The sequence below is a fragment of the Paenibacillus sp. FSL P4-0081 genome (assembly GCF_000758565.1).
Taxonomy (GTDB): domain Bacteria; phylum Bacillota; class Bacilli; order Paenibacillales; family Paenibacillaceae; genus Paenibacillus_AQ; species Paenibacillus_AQ phytohabitans.
Genome location: NZ_CP009280.1, coordinates 3,450,877 through 3,476,472, shown reverse-complemented (window position 1 = coordinate 3,476,472; position 25,596 = coordinate 3,450,877). Strand labels below are relative to the sequence as shown.

Genomic DNA, 25,596 nt, shown 5'->3' with positions numbered 1-25,596 from the left:
GTTAACCTCCTTCCTTACGCGATAGTCGCGTAAACATGCCAGTTTGTATGACGCATACGAGGCAGCACGGTAGCACCATTAACGATGGTCCATTGTTTTGGATCATCACCGATTTCTTTCGTCAATGCAAACTTGCCAACATGGCCGTTGAAAATGTCCTCGTAGTTATTAGGGCTTGTTACCAAGTCCATCATGTTTCCGGTCATGCCTTGACCTACCATAATTGCAACGCCGTCCGGAATGAATGGCTGGAAGTTACCGGCATCGTCAATGTATCCACTGTCATAAACCTCATACGTCAAGCCGCCCAACTGCTGTTTAATGATGAACGACAATGAATCAGCAGCAATAAGATCACGGCCATACTGTGTTCTCAGCAAGTCGCGGATTTTTGCATTCTGCTTCAAAAGGTTGTCTGTCTTCTGATTTACGAAGAAACCATATGGTCTTGCACCGGTTCCACGGAATAGCAACTTCCAAAGGTCCAAATCAGACAATGGATCAGCAGCAGCCAAGTTGCTCCAAAGAGTCGCGGCCGTTGGTTTGTTTGCAGCAGGAACTTTGTAATCAATCGTTCTTGAAGGCATAGTTTTGGTCGCTGGGATTACAAGAGTTCCCGAGAGTGGCTTCCATCGCATCCACTCGAAACGTGTTTCCAGACGGCCATTCAGATTGACCAGTTGTTCAACCATGTATTCTTCGCCCCAGAGTTCATCCAATGGACCACCAGGCTTGCGAAGCTTTGCAATCTTCTCACGATCAATGATAGCTTTTTCACGCCATTCCTGGTTGGTGAAATTCATGTGACCAATCGGTGGTGCAGAGTGGATAGGCGATGGATCATTCATTTGAGTAGGTGGTGTCATGCCGGTATCGTCATTGACAATGTCATATTCAATGGTAAGACTGGTTTCCGTTTTGAGTTCAACGCCACCAGTAAGCAGTTGCGCTCCACGGAAGGAGTTGATATCCGTGCGGATATTCTGTACTACCTCAGTTTGGTAGTATGGATCAAGTACGTTTGGCAATTGTTTTTCCTCCCTTAACCGAAGTAGCAGAGCTTGAGTGCTGCTTTTGCATCAGCATCAAGACCTGTCAATTTTGCTGAATCAAAAATACCGGCAATCCATGCCGAAGCCGGCATGTCAGTAAGCGTTGTATCCTGGTCGTTATCAAGGATGCACAGAGCAACTTCTGATCCATTGGTTGCGGCCGAACTGTAAGCCACCGCTTTGTCTTTGTCTGCTCCGGCTGTTGAAATCCTGCCTATGATTGTCCCTTTTTTGACAATGCCTTGACCTTGTTTCAAAAGGATTCCGCCTGGCAGTTTCGCTTGGAGATCCGTTGAAAGCAGGACCTCTGTGAACTCCTGTGTAAACATTTGTCCTGGGCCGGGATATCCGCCGTAATTAGTTCCGTTCATACGTTATTTCGCCTCCTTCATAATTCCGCCGTATCCAGTCTTAGAGAGTGATGCCCGAGCTTCTGCCTTGGCCGCTTCTCTCAACTGTTCCGGTGTTTTCTGAGCGCCGTTTGCCTGTGCATTCGCAGGTGGTGTTCCATTCGCCGCCCCTGCTGGAAGATCAAGATTATCGCCCTCGGTGTGGCGACCACCGCCACCCAATGCAGCTTGTGCCTGTGCTTCATAAGTAGCGTTGATCTTCTCAATCTCAGATACCGGTAGATGGGACAGCGCTGTTTTCATTGCTTCAACGTTGAATGCATCACCCAATGCCCGGACACCGGCTCCGCAGGCTTGTTCAGTAACCTTGACCTTATATGCTGCACCATCTGCGGCCTGAGCGCTTAGCGCCGTAAGCTTCGCCTGGATATCAGCATCGTTTTCTACACCGAGTGCCACCCGGATTTGTCCGAGTACACCATTTGCAGCCGCCAGTGCAGTTGCTTGGGTTTGCGCTGCTGCTAAAGCAGCCTTTTGTTCTTCTGTCACAGTGTCATCTCCTTCGGCCTGTATCTTGGCCTGTTCTAATGTTTGGTGCTGTTTGGATACAAAAGCATTCATGCCGCCTTTGTTGCTGAAAAAATAAAAGACGCGTCCATCGCCATTCAGCGACTTCGCATCTAAGGGAAGTGGTTCGTATTCAGTTTGCTGTTGATCATCTGCCTCAGCATGAGGTTTTGTTGATAGAGATCCGCGAGTTATCCCAGCTCCCTCATAGCCACCGTCAAACACAATAGAGTTCTCCATGATGTATCCATCATCAGCGAGGACAAGGCATTCCTTACCTTCGTACTCTTGGCCTCTCATATGAGAGCATTCCGAACCTCTGAAATAATCCCCGCCGCAGATACTGCAAGTGTGTTTCGTGGAAACAAACCCGGCTGACGTATCAAAGATTGTACCTGCATCAATGCCTATAGCCAGTTGGTCTGTCGAGATACCGTTAGCTTCAAGGCCTTTTGCCATGTAGTGGTCGCCGTATAGTTCCAGTTCGCCGCCTTCTTCAACAATCTTGCTGTCAAAGGTCCGTCCATAAGGAAATGATAAGGCATCCCACTTTTGCCAAGGATGATCTACCAGTAAGGCGACCCCTTCTTTAACTTGATCGGCCATTTTCCGAAGGAAATTTGGAGTTACCTTCATCATGTACTTCTCTATCCGCTTGGTTCCGATAATCCTAGCCTGAAAGACATTGACTTGTTCATCAGTAAGAGATACTAGGGCTTTCTGATTAATCTTCGCCAATTGCTCAGCTGTCGGTTTTGCCATTTACTTATACTCACCTCCCTCTCGTAATGAAAATTAGATATGGGATCACCTCTCGCGCCTTGGCGCCTCAGATTAAACTCTTGCAGGCCAATCCCATTTGCCACCGTCTTGGCCCTGAACAACGTTTTGGTTGAAGAACAATCCTGTTGGGTTAAGTACGCACAAATCAACGCATGTTGCATTGTGAACCTGAGTGATGATTGCCGCTCTCGGTTCACTTTTAAACTCACCGCCCGGCGTACCGTAGCTTTGGTAATGTACAACACGTCCTACTGTTGGTTGCATATTGGCTATTCACCTCCATTCGGTGGAATCTGTTCGTTCGGCTCGGGTTCGTGTTTCTTTTCAAGTTTCGGCAACAACTCAGCCGGAATTTTCGGGTCAAGCCCCATTATCCAACGAGCTTCACTGGCTGCTTCTTCTGGAGTGATGTAGAAGTTATTCTCAGCCAACACATAGTTGTTCAGCTTTGCCCGTAGATCACGCTCACGTTCCATTTCAGAACGTAAGTCAATCAGAGCATAGTCAGCTTCAACCTGTGTCTGCACTCCACGCACTCTTACCGCCATAGAAAAAGCCCGCTTCCAGAAACGTTTGGTTACGCTCCGGGCGGACTCTACGGACTTGATATATATTTGGGTATCCACTGAGCTGTATGTCTCTGTGGAACCTTGATGCCTGGATAACAGGGTGAGCAGCGTCTTTAGTCCTGTAGCCATTTGCGTATCAATGATGTCGATCAGCTTCTTGATATCGATCATCGGGCCGCTGTTGCCGCCCTTCAGGTATTCGACCTTTACGCTATCCCAATGGACTAAGGCATCGTCAGGATTGAGTGAATTGAAATGGTTGAGCATTTCATCCATTCGTTCCTTGAGCCAAGCCTGTTGACCTGAAGGATTGTTCTTGTACTGGGGCGGAACATTCTTCAGCATAATTTCTTCCAGCATCGAAATATCCAGTCGCGGATAGCCCTGGTTGTGAACGACTGCCTTGAGATCCTGAAGCACCTGCAGATGAAAGAATACGACTTGTAGCACCGGCAGGAACGGGGTCCGGCCATATGGATCATCAACCATCGGGTCAAACTCTTCATAAATGAATGTCGGTGTGTCGATCTTCTTATACTGCCCGAACCATTCTTCGCCTGTCTGCCTGCTGCCGGGATTCTTGACATACTGCCACGGCACCAATCTATTCGTGACCGGCTCCCTGCGAAACCAGATCAACGCCGGATCTACTGGCACGATATCAATCACATCATTGCAGCGTTCATTCAGGACCACTTCACCAGCACAGGCCCCTCGTACCATGATCATCATGCGCTGAATCGTGTCCAACTTATCCAAGGACCGTCCATGCTGATATCCTGGAGACGGCAAAGGAGTCTCAAGCATGCTTTTGATCTCATCCAGAGCCCGTTGTCCAGCCTTGTCGTCACTGCCTGTCTTCTTCTTAGCTGTGAAAGTCAGTGGCGTATCTCCCATTCGCAAGTAGGTGTACAAAGCATGAGAAATGTCTGGGTGAACGGAAATAAGCAGCTCCAGCAGCTCTTCAGCCGTGTAGCTCTGTAGTTTGGTCAGATCGATATTGTGAGCCCTCTGGTACTTCTTCGGAAGCCAGTTGAATATGCCCCAGGCATTGTTATTGCTGGGTATTGTCGATCTGCCTACACCCATCATCTGACGCTTTACGGATGCCGGTAGGACTGCATTAGCAAATGAATATATGGCTTTATGATACCACTTCAAGTTTTCACCACCTTTCCAAATAAAACACAAATAATAGAAGGAAATAACTGTTATTATGTCGAAAGAATTAGGTCTAAAGGAGGTGATGACATGGCTGATAAACTCACACCAGGCACTCCTACCCCTAAATCAGGACAATATAGCGTAGTAGGTCCTAGAGGTGGAGACAAAGGAAGAGAAGTGACCTCAACGAAAGGCAATCCTTTGCCTCCAACCCAAAAGCCTGGAGAAGGTTACAAGTTGGTAGACCCTACAAAACACAAGAAATAAGTCACGTACTCATTAAGTCGCCATTGTGGCGGCTTTTTGTTTATTGTGTATCCTGGACATAAAAATAGAAGGCAGGAAAAATTTCCTGACCTTCTGTATTCGTTCATACTTCTATGGATTAATAATATCATTGGCTTAATACTAGGTTACTACGGATTTTCATTAATTTATTTCGTCTACTGTCGGTATCAAAAATGCTTTTCCTAACATTTCTTTTAACATTTCAAAGAAATCTATAAACAACTTAGATGTAAAGTAAATTGATTCATGAAATAAGGCCATCACTTCTAAATTTATTGTTTTGAATGGAGTGTTGTAATCGATGACTTTATCTTCAGAAATATTGGAAGCCATTACTAATGAATATGAATTGGGATGGCAAAACTCTGAAAGGAGTCCATAGTATTCCATCAAGGAATTATTCCCACCAAATTCCAAAATACCTTTATCAGCATGTGATATCATCGTTAGAACATTAATAGCTTCTATTTTTTCGCGGTCTTCCGTAATTACTATTTTTGAGCCTGCCATCAATTTCTGGATCGTAATTTTTAATTCATTTTTTAAATCTTCATTTGTCGGATCAGCTATATACTTTTTCAACTTAAAAAAGTAAAACAACAAACTAGAAGTGATCTCTAAATGAGCTCTCGTAGATTGAGCTGTCATTAAAACATTATTCGTATTTGTGGAAGTTATATATCCATAAATATAACACTGAGATCTGAATAAAGAACTCTGCAAATACAAATGAGACATGTACCCTATAGCCGCTAAAAATCCTTTATGTTCTTCATTTTTGATTGTCCTTGCTATAAATAATTTTTCTTGTCGGTTAAATATATCCACAATTTCATTAGCTTGGCTTAGAATATTTAATTCTTCAAAAGCCTTTAAAATATGCTCGTTATAAATAGAAAACACCCCCAAAATCCTCCGATACTTTACTATCTTATAAATAATTTCCAGCTTGTTCATATATCAATAAAGTTTTTCAAGTTATTATAAAGTTCATAAAAATGCATTATATCATTTTTTTATCTAGCATTAGGAAGTTTGCTTTGATATTCATCTTTTATTAGTTCCATAAGAATCCAATACTGAGTCGCTTCAATCAATAATTTCAAATCAATTATAGACATTGATGCATGTTTTCTTGAATAATGTGTTTCATCGTTACCTAACCAAGCAGCCCTTGCAGCCATACTCTTTATATTTGGATTATCAATATCCTGATTAATGCATTGTCCTAAACTCTTGCGTTCAATATTTTCTCTATCTTCAATATTTTTAGATATCAGGTAATCTTTTATTAGAAATTCAAGCGACTTCCTATAACCCATACCAGCAATATTTTCTAAATTAAGTGCCTCTGCCTCTCCTGCTTCTGAGAAAATTGTAGCGAATACAGGTGATATACTCATAATTCTCGTATCAATGTCTTTTTTTATGTACTTTATTTGTGGTTCAGTCCTAACCAGTACATAATCCACTGGTTTAATGGGGTCCTTTACCAGTATTTTTTTATATACGCCTATAAACGCTTGTCTACACTCGTTTCGTGGACAAATAAATAATATTTGCAAAGTATCTTCAATTAGATAGCCTTCTCTACTTACAACATCAACACCTAAATCACAATAAGGGCATACCTTAGAGAAAGCATTAACTTCAGCATACTTGAATGTATTTGATCCTTCTTCTAAATAAGAAACTTTTTTTGTCATCATATTCTCTCCTTGTTAATTTTATCCTCCTCTGATTGTAACACCTCCAAAACTAGGAAGCATCAAACGATTAGACAAAAAATAGAAGGTAGGGTAACCCCAGCCTTCTATTTTTCATCTACATCATTTTGTAGGAATTTTAAATTATTTCATTTTGGAGACAATGAACGTAAAAACTCAAGAGCTTCTTGAAGATTCTCAACAGGAACAATCTTAAGATCAGTTTTTATTTCCACTTTCGTTTTCAAAGCTTCAAATTCATTTTGTTCATCATTATTACTTGATTTTGGAACAAGATAGATATCAGCCTTATCTTCTACTGCTGTTCTAATTTTTAGAGGCATGCTTCCAATTTCACCAATGGTCTCATCAGCATTTATGGTACCAGTTCCCCCAATTTTATATCCTTTGGTTAGATCTTCTCCGGTTATTGATTGAATGAGTTGAAGGCTGATCATCATTCCTGCGGAATCTCCTGATAAAGATTCAGGGAACGCGACCAGTTTATTAATATCAAAATCATCATAATAACGCATAATACCGGATTGAAAACCGATTATTGGTTTACCGCTTTCGTCTGTTTGTGCATATGTTAATGCAAACTCTACTTTTTTACCCTCCCTATTGATAGTGATTGGAACAGTATCTCCCAATTTAACATTTTTAGGTGCGTTCACAACGTCTTCAACACTATTAATTGATTGATGGTTAAATGAAAGGATCTCATCGTGTAATTTAAGAAACTTTGCAGCCTCGAAATTATCAAAAACATTGGTAATCTCAACCTTTTCATGAAATGCTGATGTATATCCAGCATATTTTAAAGCTATTGAAGTGATATTATTAACTGAATCCCATTTCAATGATATTGAATATTGCAGGTCGTCCTCTGCAGATAGCCCAGGAAAAGTTTCCAGAGGAACGTGACCATTTTTAGTAGGAAGATTAACACGCTCCTCAGTACGATGTTTTAGTGAATATGAGTACATCTTTTCAAGAAGATTATCGAAGTATCTTGTCCTGACTGTCGTATAATAAAACGGCTCTAAATGTGCTCCTCTGTCTTGAATATGAAGTTCCTTTATTTGAACTATTTTACTGGTGTCTTCTAAATCACCTAATCCATGTGCTGCATAGGGCTCTACTGGGATAAAGCGAAATAAAACGAGCATGATCATGATAAATAACATGACCCAAGTTACTTTATTAAGGCGTTTCTTTTTTTCTTTCTTTGCTAGCGTAAATTCCACTATACAGACCCCTCATCTTTTCATTTTAGCAAATAGACTAACAGTCGAACTAACAATCTTTTCCTATTACTTTTTTCGGCAGGATGCATTATTTGCATTAGTATAAAAAGCTTATAAGTTTGAACTCCGTGAAGTATCTAGAAGTTTAATGCCTTCTAATGGTTACACCACCAATGGTCGGCAGCATAATGTTTTCCGGTGCTTCAACCATGAATTCTCCAAATGTCAAAACATAAGCATCGGCTCTATCAGGTGATTTGAGTCCTCGCTTCTTCATATCATCCTTGCTTTCCAGGATCATCTTCCCTTTCGAGGTCATTCGCCATTTGCGAGTAGCCAGTTGTGAAATTAAGGTATCATCGTCCGGTAGTTGCATAACTCCAGGTTCTCCGTTTATGAAGTTGGTTAGATTGGTTTCCAAGTCCGTTCTGATAGACTGCCACATCTCTGTGACCAGGTTAGCGCAATACTCATCCAAAGATGATGATCCATTGTTGACCGGCACCACCTCCCAGCCATAACCTTCTTCGTTAATCACTTCAATAAGACGATCTGTAACGCCGCCGCCAACCCCGGTATCATCGACATTGAACTTTACGTGTTCAACTTCTGGATGCTGCAGCAGCATATCTTTCGCCAAAAGAATAGCATTTCCTACAGTAACCATAGTGCTTTCTTTGAAGTGGCTATGCTGTCCAACAGTTTTCTTACCGATGCCTGCATACATTGCTGTTTCATCATCACCGTAACGGGCAACGTCTACCCCGACAACCAATGTTGTTCCAGTCGCTTTAATCTGCACCTCTTTGGCTGCATGCTCCGCAGCTTCAAGCGTTATGAATGTGCCGGCCTCACCGCGTGGGAACTGCCCCTGCACACGAACGCGATAAACGTCACTGCCCTCGCCATACTTACGCTTGAGCATTTCAATGTTTTCTTTGCTGGTGCGCGGACTATCAAGGCATGACACCTGATGCGTTTTATAAATAGCTCTGTCCCTATTGTGAGAATCAAAAAAGAACCCACTCGTTTTAGTTGGGTTCCCACACATGAAGAGCTTATTATATTCACCGGATAGCGTACCGAATATTGCAGCCATGATTCGATCCTCTACCCCTGATGCTTCGTCTACTATGAAAAGCATGTAGTCCTCATGGAAGCCCTGCATGTTCTCTGGCTTTGTTGCTGTCCGGGCTGTGGCGAACCAACGTTCCTCATGGTTCTTCATGTATACCTTGGTTTTGGTCCACTTAAGAATTCGTTTTAGTATCGGACTCTTGGATTGCCACTTACTGATTTCAGCCCAAAGGACATCGTTTAGCTGCTGCCTTGTAGGTGCTGTACAAACCACTCGGGGATATGGGAAGCAACAGAGGAACCATAAGGCAATAGCTGCTTCAAGAGCAGTCTTACCAACTCCTTGGCCTGATCTGACGGTGACGAACCTGTTGTTCGCTATATCATTTGAAACCTCTTCTTGCCATTGATCCGGAGTAAAGTTAAGAATCTCTTTGAAGAATGTTTTTGGACTCTTTCGGTATACAGTAATTCGCTTTTTAAATACGTCCATTCGTTTATTTTCACTAACTTTATTATTCAAAATAGATCCCCCTCCAGATTATTAAAATAACTTTTCTATTTAAAAGCTGATTTAAACTGAGAAAGCACTCTTTATAAGAGTGCTAAATTTACTATCTTGTATTAAGTTACTCTAGTGACACTTGCTATTCACTTAACTTTTCTAATGTGGCAGCAATTTTCATTCTTTCGACATAAAGTTTTTTTCTAACAGGATTTAAAAATTCCAAAAATCCTCCATTACAAAACCATTCATCATTACGAACCCCATCATAAAATGCCGTTTGCCATGAATTAGGGTGTTCTTCATATCGTGTCCAGAATTGCTCATCAAGTTTATTTTTTAGGGAAGCGTATCCTAATTTACTCCAATCACCCACTTGCCCTGAAATCTCATCTGCTGCATGAATTCTATATAACTCATTTAAACTAAACGAATCAAAATGATTTGTAACACGTGCAGTCAACTGGGCACTCCAAGCAGGAGCCGCTTTGAAATAGAAACTAAAAGCCGGTGGTCTTCCCTCCTCTTTTCTAACTACCTGAGCAAATAAATAACGCACATCGCCCAAATCATCAAAATATGGATGAATTGTTTCATCTTCGCTGGATTTTGCTATTTTTGCTCTTTTGGTTTCATTGCACTCATCACATGCAGGTACTAAGTTTATTGGTGTGACAACAAGTGATGGATATAGTGATTTAGGTAAGTGATGATCGAGACACGTAACTTTACGTTGTCCACAGATGGGACAAGTACTATTATAAGGTGCGTTTTTTATTCGATCATAAATATCTCTCCCTGGTGAATCTTCGTCCACCATCCTCTGAGTATATACAGCTTCCATTTCTTCTTGGTTAACTCGTCTAACATTTAATAAATCATCCTTAAAGGTGTGTAATAAAGCTGATTGGACAAGCTTCTCGAATCTATTCTCAGCCAATTCAATGTCCGGATAACACTCTTCCAATCTTTCCTTTAATTCAGAGCTTCGAACTCTACTGATACAGGTTCCAAAAGCTTCAGTCGCTAATTCTTTGGGTTTTTCTAAAGATCTCATTCTCCTCTCGTCTCCTTTAAATCCATTAAACTACTTAAAATCACGCGAGCCTCCATGCCTAGTTCATTATTAAAGAAATTTAATGCGTCTTTATATGTTTCACTTGCATCCACTGCTTCTTGTAATAATCTATGGAATCCTGAATTGGTTACTTCAAATGAGAAAACTTCTTTAGTTAGAGTATTTATATTTTCACCAAAAGTCTCAATTGAAGGTGTTTCAAACTTCAAATTCCTTCCACTTCTATTAAATATAGAAACACATTTTTGTGGTATTTCTTGTAAAACTACAGGCGAATGTGTTGCTATTAATCCTACACCATTTTGTTTAATCAATAGACTAGATAGAATTCGTGTAAATGTAGATAATAATGGGGGATGTAGATGTGATTCGGGCTCATCCAATAATACAAGTGTTTTTTCTCTAAGTTCTTCTATTAATTTAGTAATGGTTAAAAGTACAATGCTATGTCCAGAACTAAATTTCTCAAAAACAAGTATGGCACGATTATAAAAATCAGTTCTTATACTCTCACTTTCTTCTCTTGTGAGTTGTTTTCTAACTTCAACAGCGTTGTTTAAAAGTCTTTCCTCTGTTTCTGAGGAATGCAATAACTCCCGTACACCTGCAACAGCAAAAATAGGATCAGTTCCAAGCATGTCTATCGCTTGTTCAAGCCGAGCTCTTTTGGACGGAGTTTCACGACAACTCCATATACTTTGTACCAATTCTTCTCTTAATCTTTTCGTACTTTTTGTTTCAATAAAGTCTCTTTGTTTAGGCATTTTGGTAATTTCATCCGTAATAACGTTTAACTTTCGCATTTCTTTTAATCCTATATACGAATAGGTTACTGAATTGTCATTATTCCTTTTATGTTCTAAAATTTTCGCATCGTCGAAAGCACTAAATGATATATATATGATGTGGTTAAAGATTTCCTCATCTTCGAATGGGTTATCGTGTTTAAAAGTACCTACCGAACCTTCGACCTGCATCAAAGAAGCAGCCATTTGATTTAATAAGTGAGTTTTCCCGACGCCATTTCTACCTATAATTGCGTGAATATTAGTAGGCGGTGTGGAATCAGGTACTACTTTTATGGCAAGTTTGTAGTTACCATCTTGAGGGTCATCCGACTTAGGGATCAGGTAATCAAAATCATAATATGTAAGAGAAGAGTTTCCGAGTGCTAAATAATGAAATGTATCTCTAACTTTGTCCGAGTTAAAATCTCTTAATAAAGCTTTGTAAGTTACTCTAAGTGATTGAATTTCTGAAAATAGCTCCAAATCTAGAGCTACATCTTTTAGATTTCTTAATAAATCATCACGAAATTTATCTCCAATACGATTTAAATTTTCATAGTAAAATGAATCTTGTCCAAGAGAGAAAAACGTTTGGCCTAATGAGCTAAATTCTCTTGGTAAATCCACAACACCGTTTACCATATTTATGTTACCGAACTTTACTGGGCCAATGTATGTTACTACGTCTCTTTCATTTTTATAATAAGCCTGATACAGCACCCAGAATTCATACCAATCATTCCAATTATCAGCGACAAGATAAACAAATCCTCCAGGTTGCTCCTTTACACTTGAATTGTTTGACAGGACTTTAAATTCCATTTATTTCTACCTCCAAATAATTTCATATTGTGAATTTCGACACATTTTCCATTTATTCCTTCATATTGCCTTGAAATAAGTATTAGTTTACTTCTGTAAAAGAGTCAAAAATTCATATTGATTATGACCCCTGAATATTTTCTGTGACTCCACTCACCCAATCCTTAATTAAATCATCTTCAGAATCCCCTACACCGTTTTTGAGTTTCTCTATTTCTAAACGGGTCTTCTCAATCTCCGCCTTCATCTTATTCAGCTTTAATCTTCGTTCATCCTTTTCTGGAGCAATCTCAATAAACTGTTTTATTGCTGATCTGAGTTCCTTCATAACAGTAGCCTCTGCTTTTATGGCGCTATTGTACTTATCCCAGGCTTGTTGATATTCCCACTCTCGCTCCGTTCCGAACATTCCTGGTTTCTTCTTTTTCAGGACCTTTGTAAGATCGTCCTTATCCTTGACATGTGTGATGCGGCGGCCCCAGATAAGCCGTTGATACAGACTAAGTACGTTCTCCCAGATCATATCTGCTGGACTCATGGTTTCCACAATCTCGCGTATCTCCATGAACTCAGGGTCCTGAGGCATAAACTTACTGAAGAATCCGTGCTTGAGCGCTTTCTGATTCCCTTCGGGGCCACCCTTACCACCCTTATTTCCCTTTGCGTTCTGGTTGCCCTTCTTAGCTCCTCTCGGTCTGCCGGATGCCGGTATCTCATCCCACTTATCGGCGCTTTTCCATCTGCGAACCATTGAAGGATTGAGTCCAAGTTCTGCCGCAATTTCACTCAGTTTCTTCTGCCTTCCACTCTTCAGCCATATCTTCAGCGCCTTTTCACGATCCGGGCTTTTCTCCCTTGTCAACTAACTTCACCTCGGCCTTACTACGTATTTGAGTTGGACCCTCTTTTGAAAGGTCTACATTGGTCAAACGTTACTAATGAAAATAAGCCTTAGATTGAACTCAGGCTTGGGCTACTTGCTGTATTCTACTAATATTTGTTAATTGAATTCACTTTAATATATATTGTGTGTAACTCGTAAAGTGCGGCTTTCCCTTGATTTTATTGATTCTGTTTTCTTTTCCCTATTTTGAGTTCATCATTACCTGTTTAAGGTGAATTCGTTACAGTTCTACATCCTCTAAAGCATCGTCTAGGGTGTCCTGGAGGATGCCTACATACCGTAAAGTCACTTTTTCCTCTGTATGGTTGAATAGGTCCATTAGTAACACTATGTCTCTCTTTTTGGTGTAAAAGTTGTGCCCGAAGGTCTTTCTCATGGAGTGGGTCCCAATCTCGGTAAGTCCGAACTCTGCAGCAGCATCTCTGACGATTTTATAAGCCATGCTTCGAGATATCGGATGAAGTTTTCGACTTCCTTTTTTGTTTCGACTCGGGAAGAGATATTCGTCATCTGATTTACCTGATATATATGCATCCAAGTCTTTTCGTAGTGTCTTGCGGATCAGAACCTTCTTTTCTTTGCCTGTCTTCTGCTCTCTAATTGTGATGTGAGTTCCTTTAACGTCAGCCACTTTGATAGGTAAAATATCAGAAATACGAAATCCGGTATTGATTCCGATTTGAAACAGGATGTAGTTCCGGTGGTTTTGGTCCCTGAGATACCTTTGGATTAAATTGAGCTTTACTGGGTCTCTAATGGGTTGTACAAACTTCATTTCATCGCCTCCAATATAGAATTAAGGAAAACTTTCCTGAGCAAATAAAAACGCCCTTCATCGGCGCTGTCGGTTGTGGCCTATATAATTTGTTGTGCTTCCGGGTTTAGGAAGTTATCCAAGGTAATTCGGTCATCGTGTCTTCTTGCCCATGCTAACGCCCTCGGAACATCAAAATGACTGTTACCATAGCAGGTGATCAGCACAATCATTTCTTCGCGTATGGTGAATATCCACCAGGCATCATTGATTTTAATAAACTCACCGTCTCGCTTGTAGTCCCCTGCTGCCAATTGCTCACGGCAAGCATCCCTGATTTCTTCAAATGTCGCCAGTCCTGCCCTCTCCATGAACTGCTGGTGAGCATGGTCTGTCAACTCCAGCCGTATTTCATTTAATCTCATAAGTATCTCTCCCTTAGGATTATTGGTTTAAACTGAAACAGAAAAAGCCATCCAGGTTCAAAGGATGGCTTTATGTATTCATTTATAACTTTTAATTCATTAAACTACAGGTCTATTCTTTATTTTTTCTTCAAATTCATCCCGTTTAAATGGAATGTCATTTAGGGCTTCATCGAACAGATAAGTAACAATTGCAGTATAAAGCTTCATTGCTGCCCCGTCATGTGAAACGGCAACCCCAGAATGTTGAATATCTATTACTCGCTCCGCATCCAGGGTACCTAAGAAAAGATTAACTTCTTCCTCAAGCTCGAAGATACTCTCTCCCTCAAATCCTTTAATATATTTTTTCATCTTTTTCACCTCCCATATCCATAATTCGACATATGGAAGATAAACCCTCCTAAATGTAAAAGAGCCGCTTTCAGCGACTCCCAGACGTAAGTGGAATTTTCTATAAGAGTGCCTATGTTATTGTGAAGCTCTTGTTTACCCGCTCAACGAGATAGCCTGTAATAGTTTGATCGTTACGGTGTATCGCCGTAACCCTATAAGTTTCTCCGGCCTTTAACGATGCATAACCATTGATAGAAATAGAAATAGGAATATTCTTTTCATCTGAGAACTTTTGTAATGACTCACCCGAATAAGGAATGCCTATTTGTAATACTTCAGTAAAATTAGAATTGCTCATGTTTTCACCTCCTCAATAAAAAAACCGGCTAAAATCAGGTCGGTTCTTCTCTTGATCAATTATTGAATTTTACTGTTGCTTTATTAAAGAAATCCCAAAGTTTTAATCTATCCATATCTTTTTCTGCATATATTTGCATTATTTTCAATTCATATCTTGTAAGTTGTAGTTGCAGTGTTTTTGCTAGTACCTTCTTTTGCTGCTCGTTTAGATTAGAATCTATTAAATATTCCAGTATGTAATATAACACGCTGCAATACTGCGATAAGATTTGATTATTATTAGTTTCATTCTTTATAATCTGCGGTTCTTGTTTCGCTAACCCCTCAAGTGCAATCATTCCATCACCTTTACGATTTGTATCAGTAGCTCTCCATCTATATTCAAATTGATCAATTGTAATATTTTTAACTCTTATTAAATCATTCACTGTGCTTTGTGCTAACTGATAACTTGTCAATTGCTGTTGTATTTCAAGTTGTGCAGCCATCTTTTCTGCTTCATCGGCTTGTCTTGCCAACTCACCAAACTGAAGCTTTAGGTCTTTTCGTTGAAGGATTATTGTAAATATGAGTCCGGCAAATGCAAGCCCCGAGAACAGGGCGTTCACAGCGCCAAACATATCTCCGAATGTGCCTCGATCTCCCCAGACTCCCAGCTTCTCATCTGGTTTAAACCCGTATAATCCCCCGAACATATTACCTATCCATAATCCTAGTACAAGTACCACAAATACAATCATCGGCCAGAATGAAACCCTCTCGCTTTTCTTTTTCTTTCCCTCTGTTTCTTCCGTCATTCTTCATCCCCCTAAAAATGTTCTTTCAGGAGATTCGACACTTTATTTAGCATTTCCTTCAAAAGATACCCAGCTCTCACTTACGCGGCTGGGGTTGCGCTCTCGATCCATATCTTTAGCCGCTGAGATCACGGTTGCCCAGGAGGTGGAAGGTATGAGCTGCGGTGTGATATGCCCGTCACAGATTGCCGCAACCAGATATGGAGTAGTACGGAAGCTCTCGCCTCGGTATCTTTATTATATTTGGGGTGTTGTGCTGCTACGCTACGGAAATAACGCCTTATTATGTTAATGGGCAAAAAAATACCGCTCCAGGTATCTACCCTTCGCGGTTGAGTTGTCTTAATCCAATTTCACCTTCTTTGTTCCGTCCCCGCCCGTAATCGATCGTTACATAATCCAGCGTACCGTTAAACAACAACGTGTTAGCAAGGGAAGCAATGACCTTTCGGCGCTTCTCAGCGAACGTGGTGGCCTCGATGCTGTATATTCCTTTCTTCCTTTCATGCCTCATATACTCTACGGCATCCTTGTATCTAAATTTCCTTTCGCCGGTGAACAGTAATTCTACGATCTTGTACTCATGAGGATCAATGATGTTATTTGCTGCGTGCATTACAGCTTCTGTAACTCGTTTATATAGCATGTAGTTAAGATGGCGTGTCTCTTTAGCTATGAGTACGTTAGCCGGTAAATTGGATACGTGGTCGCTTGTGCTGAGACGTTTTACAGCCCCCTCAACTCCGGCCATATCAAAATCATTTAATCCGTTTTCCTGCGGCTGCTTAAGGACAAATTCATAACTGTCCACCAGCCCCTTGATGGTCCGGTAACTGCTTAACAGCCAGAGTGCTTTACGTATGTCTTCTTGGTCGGCGTTGGTGAAGAACTGAACCTGATATGCTCTCGTTATATCTGCCAGATCATTCCTTGGAGTGAAGTCTTTATTCGGTGCAGGTATTAACTCTATCATCGGCATAACCTCCTTGCGTTTGTCTTACATATTTACGATTAGTATAGAGTGGATTTCATGCGTAGTTACTACGGATAATTGGGCTTCAGTTATACCGTAGGCTTCCATGCCCCGGCGTCTGCATTCCTCTGGGTCTTTGTCAATCAGGTCGTAATCATCTATCCCTGCAAGATTATCTTTTAGCATTGTTTTCCTCCTGGGAGTTTAATTAAGTCTGCAATACGTATATTTTTCCGCCGATAATCAGTTTGGTTGAAATGCCTTCCTTTTCCTCCATGATCAGAGCTGCTACCCTTATACGTCTATACTTAGGTTTCTTCACTTTGATTTCTGCCGGTTCATCTTTGATTTTCCATACTTCTCTGGCTACCTCCATAGGATCTCGGACCTTCTGCCAGCCTAGCCCGTTCAGGTTCACCTTTCCCCGGGAATTCACTTTGATTAGTTTCGGCGTCCCGTCCCGGCTGTTCCGACTGCTGTACACCACTCCGTCCCGGCTTACGCTGTATCCCGGATAGTTAGGGATGGGTTTAAGTGGAGGGAGGATTGGTGTAGGCATTGCCTGTTTCCTCTCCTGGTAGGTTGATAGGCGTCCAATGTGTAACGCCGTATATTCGGTTACCGCCAAATCTGTGCCAGCCATAACCGCGTCTGTCGATTAATTTAGCATGCTGCGCAAGTTGTGGTCCGGTTTCACCGACAACCAAATGCGTTACATGGCTTTCGATGCCCCTGTCGTATTCGTCATACTTGATCCATGGAATCATTGGTTTGGATTCAGCAGCCAGCAGCGCCATTGCTATGTCCAATGCTTCCCGCAGCATCGTATAACGCTCATGTGGATAGTTGCACTTGATTGCGTGGATTGCTTCTTCATTTGTCATAGGTTTGTTGTTCCTTTCTTTATGGGGAGCCAGATGGCTATTAAACCTTCACCCGGCCCCCGCTGCGCTGGGTTATTCGGTCGAGTTTCGATGGCCTCCGGCCTTTACAAATCATCCTCTTCTTCTCGATCTGGGTCTGGGTTATTGGTGTACAGTTCTTCCAGTTCGTGCGCTATCTCTTGTTCCGTAACTCCCCAAGCCGCAGCCATTCCGGCCTGTTCCCCATCTTTTTCAATCTCAAGCGCCATGATGCAAAGTGCCATATAAATGATTTTGTATTGCAGGGATTCCATAGGGTATAGGTCAGTCAGCAGTTTCATTGTGATCCTCCTAAAATAGTGATAATTGCACTGTCTTGTTCGGCTGGTGTGGTACCCACTGCTCGCCGTATTCAAGCATCCACTCTGCCGGAGTCTTGCGCCGGTTCCATTCGCTGCGAGGTATCCAACTAGTGTTATCGCCCTGCACTGCTGCTGAATATGGTGAAAACCATTCATGCCGCATCATTCCCAGTAAGTGTAACTTTGCTCTCACGCTTCCACTCAGCAGGCCGTCCAGGTACTGCGTGCGGCTAAGTTCGTTCATCGGGACCAGTCCGCCGATAAAGAGTAAGGGCTCCGTGTGAAGCATCTTTTCATCGCCGCCTGGCTGCAGAATGGGTAATGGTCGATATCCACGGCTCCGCATGTCCTTCAGGTACCACTCTGTAGCCGCTGGGTTACCAATCTCGTCATACTGCATGTATTGGTGCCTGGATTTCACATGGCGGTCAATGAATGCTCGGTAACCTTGGTAACTGATACAATCCTCTGTGAACGTCCCAGGGTCCCAAATTACAGTTCTGAATCTCAGGTATGGTTCAAGCCATGATGGGTACTTCCGCAGCAGCGTAGCACTCAGGAGCCAGTAAGGGACGCTGCTTGCTTGTTCTGCCAGATGCTTCCGGTTCACTCCGGCTACATAGATGATTCGCTTCACCGCGCCCGCCCCTTTCTAACTCTTTACCTCGCATTTGCAGCAGCCCGCCTACTGGACATTCACGGTTACAGTAACCATCAATCCGTGAAAACGTGCTGCCAAACTCTCTCATAAGCGCCACACGCTGCGGGCAGCCCGCACAGCATTGTAGAATGTCGCTGATTTCGTAGACAATCTCAGGGTTGCGGCTCATATCCTCTTCTCCCCCTTATACCTCTAGTAGTTCTGGATTATCTATCGCATTCCCAATTACCGCTGTTCGGCTCAGTTGTCCATCTGATTCAAGTCTATGGTATTGGCTAGGGTTGCGAGTGAACACCAGGTAAGAGCAGTGTTCCTGCACCCATTCAACTTCCCCGATTCCGTTTTCGTCTTCTACCAAATCGCGGCCGTAAATCTCTCGTCCATTCTTGTCTGTAAATCCGATGAATTGACCCACTGTTTTCGGATCAATTGAAAACTGCGGTAAGCTATTTGAAATCAGATTTTGTGGAATAATGTACAGTCCGTATGGTGTTTTCACTAAATTCCCGTATACCCACTCTCCATCATGCTTACCGCGGAACTTACTTTCTCTCACGTGTATCCTCTCCCTTTGGGGTCTATGCCCCCTAAACTATTACTTCGATCCACCCAAGTACCTTAGCGCCTGGATACAGTGTCTGTACTGCCGCCTTGCACTTCTCATTTCGCAGTGCATCTTCTGAAGTCGTGAGAACGAGTATCATCCCTTTTATTTTTTCACCATCCGGCATCTCTGCTATGAATTGAATGTGAATGTGTCTCTGCCCCCTTATAAGTTAAGTACCAGACCATATACGGCCTCCGCTTCGCTAAGCTGATTCGGTCGCTACGGAGGCCTGACGGCCGTTAAAGTTTCAATACCATCAATAGAGCGACCTTGCTGATGGCTTCCGGGGCCGTTGCAGCAAATACATCAATTTCATTTTGTCTAAAGTCCCATTCTGCTCGTGCTAGATATTTTAAATTATCCGGCGCAGATAAAGACTGTGGTATTATTGAAATCTTCAACTTGTCAGCCACTTCCCATGCTGCGGATATGTCCGAAGAGTAGTCAGGAATGTCAACCCAAGTTACAGCACCATCCGTATTTTTGAACATACTATTGCCAACACGTGCCCAGTGGAACCCCGATAAATCAACTTTGAAAACGTGCTCCTGTATCCACCGATCCATTTCTCTACCCGGAGACCGGCTTAGTATCTCTTCCCTTGTGAGTGTCATTGGTTATCTCCTTCCTCAACCTTCAAATATTGATTTACATTGTTCCGAAAGAACCAGTATCCCTGCTTGCTCATAATCACTACATGGATTGAATCCTGTTCAAATGACCCGAAGTGCCTGCGGATATATCGGATGATCTGCCGGCGGATGAACCGTTTAATCATGTCCACCCCCCTTGGGTGCTGCTGGTTGTGCTGGGATATCTGGGTATAGAGTGGCAAGAACGTCACGTGCTTCGATATAGCAGCGATCCAGATATTGAGAGATACCGTCCCACTTCGATAATTCTTTGATCGTCTCTACAGCCTCTTTCAGCCGTTGTTCCCGGGCCTCCGCCTCTCCTAGTGCTGTACGTAACTCTGCAATCTCTTGGGCTTTGTGACCAATCATGTTATAGGCTTTGTCCCGGTTAATCTCCGCTGCGTCTGCACGTTCTTCCGATGCTGTCAGTTCATTGTTGAGATCGCCCAGCAATTTGCTAAGTCTCAGGGCTTCTCTGCCGCGGCCTGAAGCGATCTCCTGGAGTGTCTTGGCTTCTTGGAGCCAGTGCAAACCAATACTTAGAGCGTGCTTTTCATTTTCATCTGCTGCTGTTCTTTGGCAGAGTTGTAAGAGTGCTTCATCCTTTTTCCAGTCCCTTTGTGTCATTGGGCTTCCTCCCCTACCTTAATCAACTCACCTTTAAACATTTCAGATTCAGCTTTGCACTCCGGGCAAATGTGGAATGACTTATTTTCTCGCAATTGGATTTCGCAAATTTCATCCGAGTACGTTCCGTACTTCTTCATTGTCTCGGCGTTCCAATACTTTGAATACGATTTAACCTTGCAGCGTGGGCATTCGTATTTAAGTTTCAACGTTGTTCCTCCCTTAGTGGGAGAGGAGGGTTACTCCTACTCCCTTAATGATCTGGTTCGGCCCCCGGCGTTCGCCTGGGTTTATGCTGTCGGACGATGGCCTTCGGCCTGATGCAAAACTTCTCGCACAATAAACTCATTCATTCTATCCAGTTCCGTTTTTTCAATGACAACAAGGTCAAACATATCAGCGGCGTGGAATTGGATAATTTCATTCGTGAATTCTCTGACCATTTCAGCAAATTCTTCAGGTCCGACATATGAACTCTCCCAATATTCGTATTCCGCCCAATCTGTCACATCTTCTGGTTTAATTGTGAACTGCTTGACCTTGCTAGTTTTAAGCTGTGGTAACCTCTGTTCGCAGCATGTGCAGTGCGATCTTTGTGTGACGTAGTTAACGGTTATTTCGCTCATTCTGCGCCCCCTGTAGCGTGATATATGCCGCCTCTGCCCTCTCTCGGGGGCAACTTGTTGTCTGTACCTGTGTCATGGCTGTGCACCGTCCTCTTCCTCAAGTTCATCCTCAAATTCAAGTTCAACAAGGCAAACACCGCATACATCGCTGTCATCCTTTTTGAGATAATTGCACCCGCACCGTTCGCATTTCTCGACTTCCTGTGTCATGGCTGTGTCTCCCCTTCCAGCACCTTATTGATCCGATTTACCGTGCCTATACCGTCCCATATGAGGGCATCGTCTCTTTCAGCGATTAATGCGGCGGTAAGCCGGGCTATGGTCTGTTGTGCCTCTGCTAAACACTCTTCCAGAAACTTAATAGTGTCATCTTTCACTTCTAGCACTACACGGGCAACATTCAGATCAGCCAAAGCCTCCATAAGTTCCATTTCTTCTTGCTCAAGGTACCCGCGTCTGGCTTGCCGATCTGTGAGGCGTTCCTTGATTTTTTCAGCCTTCAGGGAATCAATCATCGTCCGTGTCGTCCTCCTCGTTATACAAATTGTCCGGGTGCTGGCGGCCGTTGCGTATATCCTCTAACATGCAATGGATGGTTGCGTGCTCCGATAACATGCCGGCGCGCCCAGAGTATTTGAGCCGGTTCAGATCGCTCCCGCCCCCGCGCCGGGGCTGCGTACCGTGCCCCTCAATCCTCCGGAGCTTCCGGCGTAAGTACTGCCGCCTCTTATCCATCCCCTGCAACAGCAATTCGAGCGTTTCTTCTGCTGTTCTCAAACAGATAATCCTTCCCAGTTCCAGAAACTAAGTTGACCCTTGGCCGGGATTGGCTCCGGCAACATTCGGGCGTTATCAAGTTGCCAAGCATAGCGGCCGGACCCGTACCAGCCGAACGCCTTTTCCTTGTCACTGATTTCCAAACAGTTCGACACCTTGCCAATAGTTTCGTACTCAATAATAGGCTTGTGCCGAAGAAGCACACCGTCCGCCTCATCCCACTTCCAGCATTCCAGCAAATAGCTTAATGCCACCACTGCGCCAGTAGGGAGGTAGTCAGCGGTAAGTCCGTGTCGGTCCAGTGCTGCCTTAATCTCCGGCAGCTGGCAGGCATCCTTGTCAATCTTCTTCCCGGCATGGATAGCGATCTCGCCCCGGTGCTTGGTCGGCCAGCTGCGTGTTTCAAGCCGTTTCTCCCCGACCGCGATCAGTGTCGCATAGGGCTGTATGATGGTTATTGCCTTCATAAAAAACAACTCCTAATTTTTTTGTAGATAAGGGTTTAATTCACGCAAAAAATGCCAACCATTAGAAAAGGGGATACGTTAGGAGGTGTTTAAATGGATATACCTACTGGGCTGTTCGTTCTTGCTTTAATTACTGTTGTAATTTCTCTTATTGAAAAAATTAATAAGAAAGGTTAATAGAAATGCACTTATATATAAGCACCTTGTGTGCTTATTTTTTTGTATAGGGGGAGAGGGTGGTTAACCCTCAATCCCTTCGGTAAATTAAGATGCTAATGCACCTATCTCCCAGGCTAACTTCCGCACTTCCGGCCAGTAATGAGCGTCCGGTCCCTGCCCGTTGCTATCCTTGCAAAACCATTCTGTAATCGTTCGTTTGCCATGGACCACATATTCCCTGAGAGCTTTCACCCAGTAGCTTTCTGTCCCTGACATCGGTAGTTCACGTCCATACAAGCTCAGCTTAATCGGATTCTCATGCACGGTATGGCTTCCCCATGCTTTACTTTCGATTTCTACGAGCGACAACCGACCGTTAACCTTTAATTCAAATGCGAAGTATCTTGAAGTCCAATCGAATTTATAGAGCTTCGCCAGCATTTCATTAGCTTTTAATAGGCGACCTTCTTTGCCAGCACTTTTACATTCCTTGCCGATCTGCATTGTCACGCTTTCGTTGAATTTAATTCGCGCTGCTGGTTTGTGATGACCAGACTTCTTAATTAGCTTTCGTTTCCGGTTATCATCACTGTCTAAATCAAAAAACTCAAAACTCGCAATATTTCTGTATTTATGTTCATGCAGTATGACCCACCACATGTTGTTGATATTGTGGTAAACTGTGCCACGCTGCAGACACCCTTTATGATCTCTGAAATACTTGACTTCTCCGTTTCGGATGCGTTTGCCGTCCTTATCCTTGCTGTTATAGCTCGGCACTTCGTACTCCGGTAATTCTTTGCCTTCTTTGTAATGGCAAGAGCTTTTAATATGGTCCATCACCTTATCGAAAGCCTTGGCTATAACCGGCTTGGATTGATCCGTATACCCTTCTGCCTTGCACGTTTCTTTGATGTGTTTTAATTCAGTAAGAAATGACAACCGAAGCAAGTATGGCATGAGCTTTAATTTATCGAAGTCATAGAATCCGCCACTGCTATTGACGGTGTTTATTTCTTGGAAAAATTCAATTTTGAATCCGATACGGTATTTCTCAGCCTTAAACTTCAGGTCACCCTTCTGCCCCTCAAAGTGGTCTTTTGCCAAACAAGTGTAATCCCTTAAAATGCGTTGATCAGTCTGAATGAACCATCCTCGCAATTTCATCTTTTCAAATACAAGTTCCATAACTGTCCAGGCATGATCTGATTCATCCCTCAGATAAAAACTTGTTCCCTGAGAAGCGAGACTGTCTTCGAAATATTTATCATTATCTTTCATACTGTTCGTTCTCTCCTTATAGGGGCTATGCCCTAATTAACTTTTGTTCGTTGTTATATGAATTAATTAATTTATTACTGTGCAATCTGAGTGTACTTCTGTGCAATTCTATTTTTGTATTGGCCTATGGTGTTCGCTGATACTCCTACCGCTTTTCCGATCTCACGATGTAAGTAACCATCCATCATCATTCTTACAGTCTCTTGCTCCACCGGAGTCAGAGCACAAATGAACTGATTAACCGCAAACTCCGTATCATCTTCTTCATCTGCGATTGTTTCCGCCAATCCTAGCTCAGTTCCATCCTTGAATTTGATCATTCGATCTAACCTTGTGATTGATTTGGGTTGCAAGCCTGAATGAAATGGGATGTGAATTAATTGTGCCCTGGTCTCCAAGTACCTAAGGATAAAACCATTAATATATGGATAGGCAAACGTTGAAAACTTCTTAGCCGATGTTTTGCCGGGGTCGAATCTGTCATAAGCCATCAATAGTCCAATGGTTCCCTCGCTGACTAAATCGTCCGGATCAATGCCTTGGAATCTCAAGTGTCCGAATTTCTTCGCAACCTCATGAACCATCTTATAGTGATTCTGGTAGCACTCCTCTTTTGTACCGAGCTGAGGATGGCTATCCCTTATTCGTTTTGTTGGAAGCTTCTTCAAAGTTCTGTACCTCCTTAATCTTCGAACCGTTCACCGTAACTATAGACCGGCGCTGGCTCTGCCGCTCTTCCCAATGCATCAGCCATCATACTGGCGAATATCGCCATATCCTTATCCTCGAAAGACTGCAGTAAGCGTATTTCAGTTGCTTTGAGATTTCGTCCGGCTGCTGCTGAGAGCAAATCAACAACTGGTTTAATCTGGTTATGCCGTTCCTGTTTCTCGCGTTCTTTCTGTTGCTGGGCGTTTTGCTTGTGGTTGAATTCTTCCCAGTCTTTTTCGTCAAAGTAAAAATGATCTCCATATTTCTCACGGTATACTGAAATCCAATATTGAAGGAGTTCATCGGTCGTTTGGATCTTATCGTGGCAAGGCCAGCAAACTCTGAGGCCGTTTGTCTTGACTCCCCGGCCCTTCCGGCCTCTAGGCCAGACATGGTGTGTAGTATTTGATGCCGCAAGCTTACAGCACGGGCATATTTCACCTTGTTCAGCAATGAGCTCAGCAACTACTTCATCTGTAAAATCACACCGATCTTTCGAACTCTGTCCTGATTTGTGATGAGCAAGGAGATCCTTCTTCCATTCTGGAACTTCCTTCTTAGCCTTGGATTTACTTGACCCCAGACTGCTATAGGTCTTTTTCTCCTTAACTTCCTTGACCGGTTTCCAAAATGTCTGATGCTCTCCCATGCTCTTTTACACCTCCTATATTTCTATTTTAGGGCTATAACAATGTTGTTCCGCCGCGCTGTTACTACGGTTTCAATAAATTCCCTCCAAATAGCCAGCCTGTTCCAGCGTTTGATAATGCCGTTCGCGCTCAGCTGCGGTGAAATGAATTGGTAAGACGGTGTGAGCAGCATAAAATGCAATTGCTTCTCTGATTTCCTGCGGCTGATCGTCAAGTTCCGATAAATCAAGTTTCTTTTTAGTCAAAGCATTCACTCCCCTGCACCTAAGGAAAATTTTCCTCATGAATTTTATTCGTTATCGCATTTCGTATATTTGTCTGTAACTCAATAATATACGATATCGAATAATAGGTCAATGGATCTTGCGGAAAAATATTCGTTATCGTATACTCGCTATAAGAGGTGATATATTTGAAGAAAGTACGCCCTAAACTAAATGAGCTGCTAAAAGAACGTGATATGACTCAAATGCAACTGTCTGAAAAATCCGGCGTTCCTCAAGGATCACTGAGCCGGTTTGATAAGAACTCAAGACACGAGGCAAGTCATTTATTCTCTATATCAGAAGCTTTGGGAGTATCAATTGAAGATTTGTTTGATAAGGAGCAAGAGGAATAAATC

The 25,596-nt window shown here is 42.7% G+C and carries 37 protein-coding genes; 2 read left to right on the top strand and 35 right to left on the bottom strand.

Annotated features, from left to right (window positions below):
- Positions 1 to 14: 14 nt before the first annotated feature.
- The 5 genes from P40081_RS14635 to P40081_RS14615 all read right to left on the bottom strand — a co-directional run bounded on the left by P40081_RS14635 (position 15) and on the right by P40081_RS14615 (position 4,482).
- Complete coding sequence (locus P40081_RS14635; protein WP_042136412.1) at positions 15 to 1,028, bottom strand: major capsid protein; 1,014 nt, start codon at positions 1,026 to 1,028, stop codon at positions 15 to 17.
- Between the two features lie 14 nt (positions 1,029 to 1,042).
- Positions 1,043 to 1,423: a head decoration protein gene (locus P40081_RS14630; RefSeq protein ID WP_042136410.1), complete on the bottom strand. Its 381-nt coding sequence runs from the start codon at positions 1,421 to 1,423 to the stop codon at positions 1,043 to 1,045.
- A 3-nt stretch (positions 1,424 to 1,426) separates the two neighbouring features.
- The gene (locus tag P40081_RS14625; protein WP_042136407.1) at positions 1,427 to 2,731 is read right to left on the bottom strand and encodes a hypothetical protein; all 1,305 of its coding nucleotides are present in this window, start codon (positions 2,729 to 2,731) and stop codon (positions 1,427 to 1,429) included.
- 72 nt (positions 2,732 to 2,803) lie between these two features.
- On the bottom strand, positions 2,804 to 3,016 hold the full coding sequence (locus P40081_RS37555) for a hypothetical protein (protein WP_042136406.1): 213 nt from the start codon (positions 3,014 to 3,016) through the stop codon (positions 2,804 to 2,806).
- 5 nt (positions 3,017 to 3,021) lie between these two features.
- The gene (locus P40081_RS14615; protein WP_042136405.1) at positions 3,022 to 4,482 is read right to left on the bottom strand and encodes a hypothetical protein; all 1,461 of its coding nucleotides are present in this window, start codon (positions 4,480 to 4,482) and stop codon (positions 3,022 to 3,024) included.
- Between the two features lie 90 nt (positions 4,483 to 4,572).
- Between P40081_RS14615 and P40081_RS14610 the strand changes: the two genes are divergently transcribed.
- Complete coding sequence (locus P40081_RS14610) at positions 4,573 to 4,752, top strand: hypothetical protein (RefSeq protein WP_042136404.1); 180 nt, start codon at positions 4,573 to 4,575, stop codon at positions 4,750 to 4,752.
- A gap of 162 nt (positions 4,753 to 4,914) precedes the next feature.
- Here the strand turns inward: P40081_RS14610 and P40081_RS14605 are convergent, their stop codons facing one another.
- The 30 genes from P40081_RS14605 to P40081_RS38470 form a co-directional block, all read right to left on the bottom strand.
- Positions 4,915 to 5,676 (bottom strand): hypothetical protein, encoded by a 762-nt coding sequence (locus tag P40081_RS14605; protein ID WP_042136402.1) that lies wholly within the window; start codon positions 5,674 to 5,676, stop codon positions 4,915 to 4,917.
- A 113-nt stretch (positions 5,677 to 5,789) separates the two neighbouring features.
- Positions 5,790 to 6,482, bottom strand: a complete 693-nt coding sequence (locus P40081_RS14600; RefSeq protein WP_081969958.1) for a DUF4145 domain-containing protein — start codon at positions 6,480 to 6,482, stop codon at positions 5,790 to 5,792.
- Between the two features lie 146 nt (positions 6,483 to 6,628).
- Complete coding sequence (locus tag P40081_RS36415; RefSeq protein ID WP_052421834.1) at positions 6,629 to 7,729, bottom strand: PDZ domain-containing protein; 1,101 nt, start codon at positions 7,727 to 7,729, stop codon at positions 6,629 to 6,631.
- 145 nt (positions 7,730 to 7,874) lie between these two features.
- Positions 7,875 to 9,299, bottom strand: coding sequence for a DEAD/DEAH box helicase family protein (locus P40081_RS14590; protein ID WP_042141090.1), 1,425 nt, complete (start codon positions 9,297 to 9,299; stop codon positions 7,875 to 7,877).
- Between the two features lie 154 nt (positions 9,300 to 9,453).
- Positions 9,454 to 10,368, bottom strand: a complete 915-nt coding sequence (locus P40081_RS14585) for a hypothetical protein (RefSeq protein WP_042136400.1) — start codon at positions 10,366 to 10,368, stop codon at positions 9,454 to 9,456.
- Positions 10,365 to 11,999 (bottom strand): AAA family ATPase, encoded by a 1,635-nt coding sequence (locus tag P40081_RS14580; RefSeq protein ID WP_042136398.1) that lies wholly within the window; start codon positions 11,997 to 11,999, stop codon positions 10,365 to 10,367. The genes P40081_RS14585 and P40081_RS14580 overlap by 4 nt, the downstream gene beginning before the upstream one ends.
- Before the next feature lie 121 nt (positions 12,000 to 12,120).
- Positions 12,121 to 12,861, bottom strand: coding sequence for a phage terminase small subunit (gene terS / locus P40081_RS14575; protein WP_042136397.1), 741 nt, complete (start codon positions 12,859 to 12,861; stop codon positions 12,121 to 12,123).
- Between the two features lie 262 nt (positions 12,862 to 13,123).
- Positions 13,124 to 13,678, bottom strand: coding sequence for a site-specific integrase (locus P40081_RS14570; RefSeq protein ID WP_042136395.1), 555 nt, complete (start codon positions 13,676 to 13,678; stop codon positions 13,124 to 13,126).
- Positions 13,679 to 13,758: 80 nt separating this feature from the next.
- Positions 13,759 to 14,082 carry a hypothetical protein gene (locus tag P40081_RS14565; protein WP_042136394.1) on the bottom strand — a complete coding sequence of 108 codons (324 nt, stop codon included), beginning with the start codon at positions 14,080 to 14,082 and terminating at the stop codon, positions 13,759 to 13,761.
- 99 nt (positions 14,083 to 14,181) lie between these two features.
- A complete protein-coding gene (locus P40081_RS14560) occupies positions 14,182 to 14,436 on the bottom strand; it encodes a sporulation protein Cse60 (RefSeq protein ID WP_042136391.1) in 255 nt (84 codons plus the stop codon).
- Positions 14,437 to 14,548: 112 nt separating this feature from the next.
- Positions 14,549 to 14,776 (bottom strand): hypothetical protein, encoded by a 228-nt coding sequence (locus P40081_RS14555; RefSeq protein WP_042136389.1) that lies wholly within the window; start codon positions 14,774 to 14,776, stop codon positions 14,549 to 14,551.
- A 55-nt stretch (positions 14,777 to 14,831) separates the two neighbouring features.
- Positions 14,832 to 15,575, bottom strand: coding sequence for a hypothetical protein (locus P40081_RS36410; protein ID WP_052421833.1), 744 nt, complete (start codon positions 15,573 to 15,575; stop codon positions 14,832 to 14,834).
- A 319-nt stretch (positions 15,576 to 15,894) separates the two neighbouring features.
- Positions 15,895 to 16,548 (bottom strand): hypothetical protein, encoded by a 654-nt coding sequence (locus P40081_RS14545; RefSeq protein WP_052421832.1) that lies wholly within the window; start codon positions 16,546 to 16,548, stop codon positions 15,895 to 15,897.
- A 24-nt stretch (positions 16,549 to 16,572) separates the two neighbouring features.
- Positions 16,573 to 16,734 carry a hypothetical protein gene (locus tag P40081_RS38490; RefSeq protein WP_156118613.1) on the bottom strand — a complete coding sequence of 54 codons (162 nt, stop codon included), beginning with the start codon at positions 16,732 to 16,734 and terminating at the stop codon, positions 16,573 to 16,575.
- A gap of 22 nt (positions 16,735 to 16,756) precedes the next feature.
- Positions 16,757 to 17,107 carry a hypothetical protein gene (locus P40081_RS14540; RefSeq protein ID WP_042136388.1) on the bottom strand — a complete coding sequence of 117 codons (351 nt, stop codon included), beginning with the start codon at positions 17,105 to 17,107 and terminating at the stop codon, positions 16,757 to 16,759.
- Complete coding sequence (locus P40081_RS14535; protein WP_042136386.1) at positions 17,079 to 17,432, bottom strand: hypothetical protein; 354 nt, start codon at positions 17,430 to 17,432, stop codon at positions 17,079 to 17,081. Before P40081_RS14535 ends, P40081_RS14540 begins: the two co-directional genes overlap by 29 nt.
- A gap of 104 nt (positions 17,433 to 17,536) precedes the next feature.
- Positions 17,537 to 17,752 carry a hypothetical protein gene (locus P40081_RS14530; RefSeq protein WP_042136384.1) on the bottom strand — a complete coding sequence of 72 codons (216 nt, stop codon included), beginning with the start codon at positions 17,750 to 17,752 and terminating at the stop codon, positions 17,537 to 17,539.
- A 539-nt stretch (positions 17,753 to 18,291) separates the two neighbouring features.
- On the bottom strand, positions 18,292 to 18,603 hold the full coding sequence (locus P40081_RS38485; RefSeq protein WP_156118612.1) for a zinc-finger domain-containing protein: 312 nt from the start codon (positions 18,601 to 18,603) through the stop codon (positions 18,292 to 18,294).
- A 15-nt stretch (positions 18,604 to 18,618) separates the two neighbouring features.
- Positions 18,619 to 18,990 carry a YopX family protein gene (locus tag P40081_RS14520; RefSeq protein ID WP_042136381.1) on the bottom strand — a complete coding sequence of 124 codons (372 nt, stop codon included), beginning with the start codon at positions 18,988 to 18,990 and terminating at the stop codon, positions 18,619 to 18,621.
- A gap of 290 nt (positions 18,991 to 19,280) precedes the next feature.
- A complete protein-coding gene (locus tag P40081_RS14515) occupies positions 19,281 to 19,655 on the bottom strand; it encodes a BC1872 family protein (protein WP_042136380.1) in 375 nt (124 codons plus the stop codon).
- Positions 19,652 to 19,819 carry a hypothetical protein gene (locus tag P40081_RS38480; protein ID WP_156118611.1) on the bottom strand — a complete coding sequence of 56 codons (168 nt, stop codon included), beginning with the start codon at positions 19,817 to 19,819 and terminating at the stop codon, positions 19,652 to 19,654. Before P40081_RS38480 ends, P40081_RS14515 begins: the two co-directional genes overlap by 4 nt.
- Positions 19,812 to 20,303, bottom strand: coding sequence for a hypothetical protein (locus tag P40081_RS14510; RefSeq protein ID WP_042136379.1), 492 nt, complete (start codon positions 20,301 to 20,303; stop codon positions 19,812 to 19,814). Before P40081_RS14510 ends, P40081_RS38480 begins: the two co-directional genes overlap by 8 nt.
- 290 nt (positions 20,304 to 20,593) lie before the next feature.
- Positions 20,594 to 20,929 carry a hypothetical protein gene (locus P40081_RS14500; protein WP_042136376.1) on the bottom strand — a complete coding sequence of 112 codons (336 nt, stop codon included), beginning with the start codon at positions 20,927 to 20,929 and terminating at the stop codon, positions 20,594 to 20,596.
- A 72-nt stretch (positions 20,930 to 21,001) separates the two neighbouring features.
- Positions 21,002 to 21,139 carry a hypothetical protein gene (locus P40081_RS38475; protein WP_156118610.1) on the bottom strand — a complete coding sequence of 46 codons (138 nt, stop codon included), beginning with the start codon at positions 21,137 to 21,139 and terminating at the stop codon, positions 21,002 to 21,004.
- Entirely contained in the window at positions 21,136 to 21,444 is a 309-nt protein-coding gene (locus P40081_RS14495; RefSeq protein ID WP_042136374.1) for a hypothetical protein, read from the bottom strand. Before P40081_RS14495 ends, P40081_RS38475 begins: the two co-directional genes overlap by 4 nt.
- Before the next feature lie 258 nt (positions 21,445 to 21,702).
- Entirely contained in the window at positions 21,703 to 22,173 is a 471-nt protein-coding gene (locus P40081_RS14485; RefSeq protein ID WP_042136370.1) for an ASCH domain-containing protein, read from the bottom strand.
- 264 nt (positions 22,174 to 22,437) lie between these two features.
- Complete coding sequence (locus P40081_RS14480; protein WP_052421831.1) at positions 22,438 to 23,613, bottom strand: hypothetical protein; 1,176 nt, start codon at positions 23,611 to 23,613, stop codon at positions 22,438 to 22,440.
- Between the two features lie 74 nt (positions 23,614 to 23,687).
- The gene (locus tag P40081_RS14475; RefSeq protein ID WP_042136368.1) at positions 23,688 to 24,281 is read right to left on the bottom strand and encodes a sigma-70 family RNA polymerase sigma factor; all 594 of its coding nucleotides are present in this window, start codon (positions 24,279 to 24,281) and stop codon (positions 23,688 to 23,690) included.
- A gap of 14 nt (positions 24,282 to 24,295) precedes the next feature.
- Positions 24,296 to 24,973 (bottom strand): HNH endonuclease, encoded by a 678-nt coding sequence (locus P40081_RS14470; protein ID WP_042136366.1) that lies wholly within the window; start codon positions 24,971 to 24,973, stop codon positions 24,296 to 24,298.
- A gap of 72 nt (positions 24,974 to 25,045) precedes the next feature.
- A complete protein-coding gene (locus tag P40081_RS38470) occupies positions 25,046 to 25,219 on the bottom strand; it encodes a hypothetical protein (RefSeq protein ID WP_156118609.1) in 174 nt (57 codons plus the stop codon).
- Between the two features lie 167 nt (positions 25,220 to 25,386).
- Between P40081_RS38470 and P40081_RS14460 the strand changes: the two genes are divergently transcribed.
- Positions 25,387 to 25,593: a helix-turn-helix domain-containing protein gene (locus P40081_RS14460; protein ID WP_063779799.1), complete on the top strand. Its 207-nt coding sequence runs from the start codon at positions 25,387 to 25,389 to the stop codon at positions 25,591 to 25,593.
- Positions 25,594 to 25,596 lie beyond the last annotated feature (3 nt).

Coding starts and splice junctions, on each gene's coding strand:
- P40081_RS14560 (WP_042136391.1), bottom strand. CDS start 14,436: ATGAAAAAATATATTAAAGGATTTGAGGGAGAGAGTATCTTCGAGCTT.
- P40081_RS14545 (WP_052421832.1), bottom strand. CDS start 16,548: ATGATAGAGTTAATACCTGCACCGAATAAAGACTTCACTCCAAGGAAT.
- P40081_RS14515 (WP_042136380.1), bottom strand. CDS start 19,655: ATGACACTCACAAGGGAAGAGATACTAAGCCGGTCTCCGGGTAGAGAA.
- P40081_RS38480 (WP_156118611.1), bottom strand. CDS start 19,819: ATGATTAAACGGTTCATCCGCCGGCAGATCATCCGATATATCCGCAGG.
- P40081_RS36410 (WP_052421833.1), bottom strand. CDS start 15,575: ATGACGGAAGAAACAGAGGGAAAGAAAAAGAAAAGCGAGAGGGTTTCA.
- P40081_RS14555 (WP_042136389.1), bottom strand. CDS start 14,776: ATGAGCAATTCTAATTTTACTGAAGTATTACAAATAGGCATTCCTTAT.
- P40081_RS38485 (WP_156118612.1), bottom strand. CDS start 18,603: ATGAGCCGCAACCCTGAGATTGTCTACGAAATCAGCGACATTCTACAA.
- P40081_RS14600 (WP_081969958.1), bottom strand. CDS start 6,482: ATGATGACAAAAAAAGTTTCTTATTTAGAAGAAGGATCAAATACATTC.
- P40081_RS14610 (WP_042136404.1), top strand. CDS start 4,573: ATGGCTGATAAACTCACACCAGGCACTCCTACCCCTAAATCAGGACAA.
- P40081_RS14485 (WP_042136370.1), bottom strand. CDS start 22,173: ATGAAGGCAATAACCATCATACAGCCCTATGCGACACTGATCGCGGTC.
- P40081_RS14500 (WP_042136376.1), bottom strand. CDS start 20,929: ATGAGCGAAATAACCGTTAACTACGTCACACAAAGATCGCACTGCACA.
- P40081_RS38475 (WP_156118610.1), bottom strand. CDS start 21,139: ATGACACAGGAAGTCGAGAAATGCGAACGGTGCGGGTGCAATTATCTC.
- P40081_RS37555 (WP_042136406.1), bottom strand. CDS start 3,016: ATGCAACCAACAGTAGGACGTGTTGTACATTACCAAAGCTACGGTACG.
- P40081_RS14630 (WP_042136410.1), bottom strand. CDS start 1,423: ATGAACGGAACTAATTACGGCGGATATCCCGGCCCAGGACAAATGTTT.
- P40081_RS14530 (WP_042136384.1), bottom strand. CDS start 17,752: ATGAAACTGCTGACTGACCTATACCCTATGGAATCCCTGCAATACAAA.
- P40081_RS14625 (WP_042136407.1), bottom strand. CDS start 2,731: ATGGCAAAACCGACAGCTGAGCAATTGGCGAAGATTAATCAGAAAGCC.
- P40081_RS14470 (WP_042136366.1), bottom strand. CDS start 24,973: ATGGGAGAGCATCAGACATTTTGGAAACCGGTCAAGGAAGTTAAGGAG.
- P40081_RS38490 (WP_156118613.1), bottom strand. CDS start 16,734: ATGCTAAAAGATAATCTTGCAGGGATAGATGATTACGACCTGATTGAC.
- P40081_RS14535 (WP_042136386.1), bottom strand. CDS start 17,432: ATGACAAATGAAGAAGCAATCCACGCAATCAAGTGCAACTATCCACAT.
- P40081_RS14590 (WP_042141090.1), bottom strand. CDS start 9,299: ATGGACGTATTTAAAAAGCGAATTACTGTATACCGAAAGAGTCCAAAA.
- P40081_RS14570 (WP_042136395.1), bottom strand. CDS start 13,678: ATGAAGTTTGTACAACCCATTAGAGACCCAGTAAAGCTCAATTTAATC.
- P40081_RS14480 (WP_052421831.1), bottom strand. CDS start 23,613: ATGAAAGATAATGATAAATATTTCGAAGACAGTCTCGCTTCTCAGGGA.
- P40081_RS14585 (WP_042136400.1), bottom strand. CDS start 10,368: ATGAGATCTTTAGAAAAACCCAAAGAATTAGCGACTGAAGCTTTTGGA.
- P40081_RS14580 (WP_042136398.1), bottom strand. CDS start 11,999: ATGGAATTTAAAGTCCTGTCAAACAATTCAAGTGTAAAGGAGCAACCT.
- P40081_RS14510 (WP_042136379.1), bottom strand. CDS start 20,303: ATGACACAAAGGGACTGGAAAAAGGATGAAGCACTCTTACAACTCTGC.
- P40081_RS14540 (WP_042136388.1), bottom strand. CDS start 17,107: ATGCCTACACCAATCCTCCCTCCACTTAAACCCATCCCTAACTATCCG.
- P40081_RS14565 (WP_042136394.1), bottom strand. CDS start 14,082: ATGAGATTAAATGAAATACGGCTGGAGTTGACAGACCATGCTCACCAG.
- P40081_RS14495 (WP_042136374.1), bottom strand. CDS start 21,444: ATGATTGATTCCCTGAAGGCTGAAAAAATCAAGGAACGCCTCACAGAT.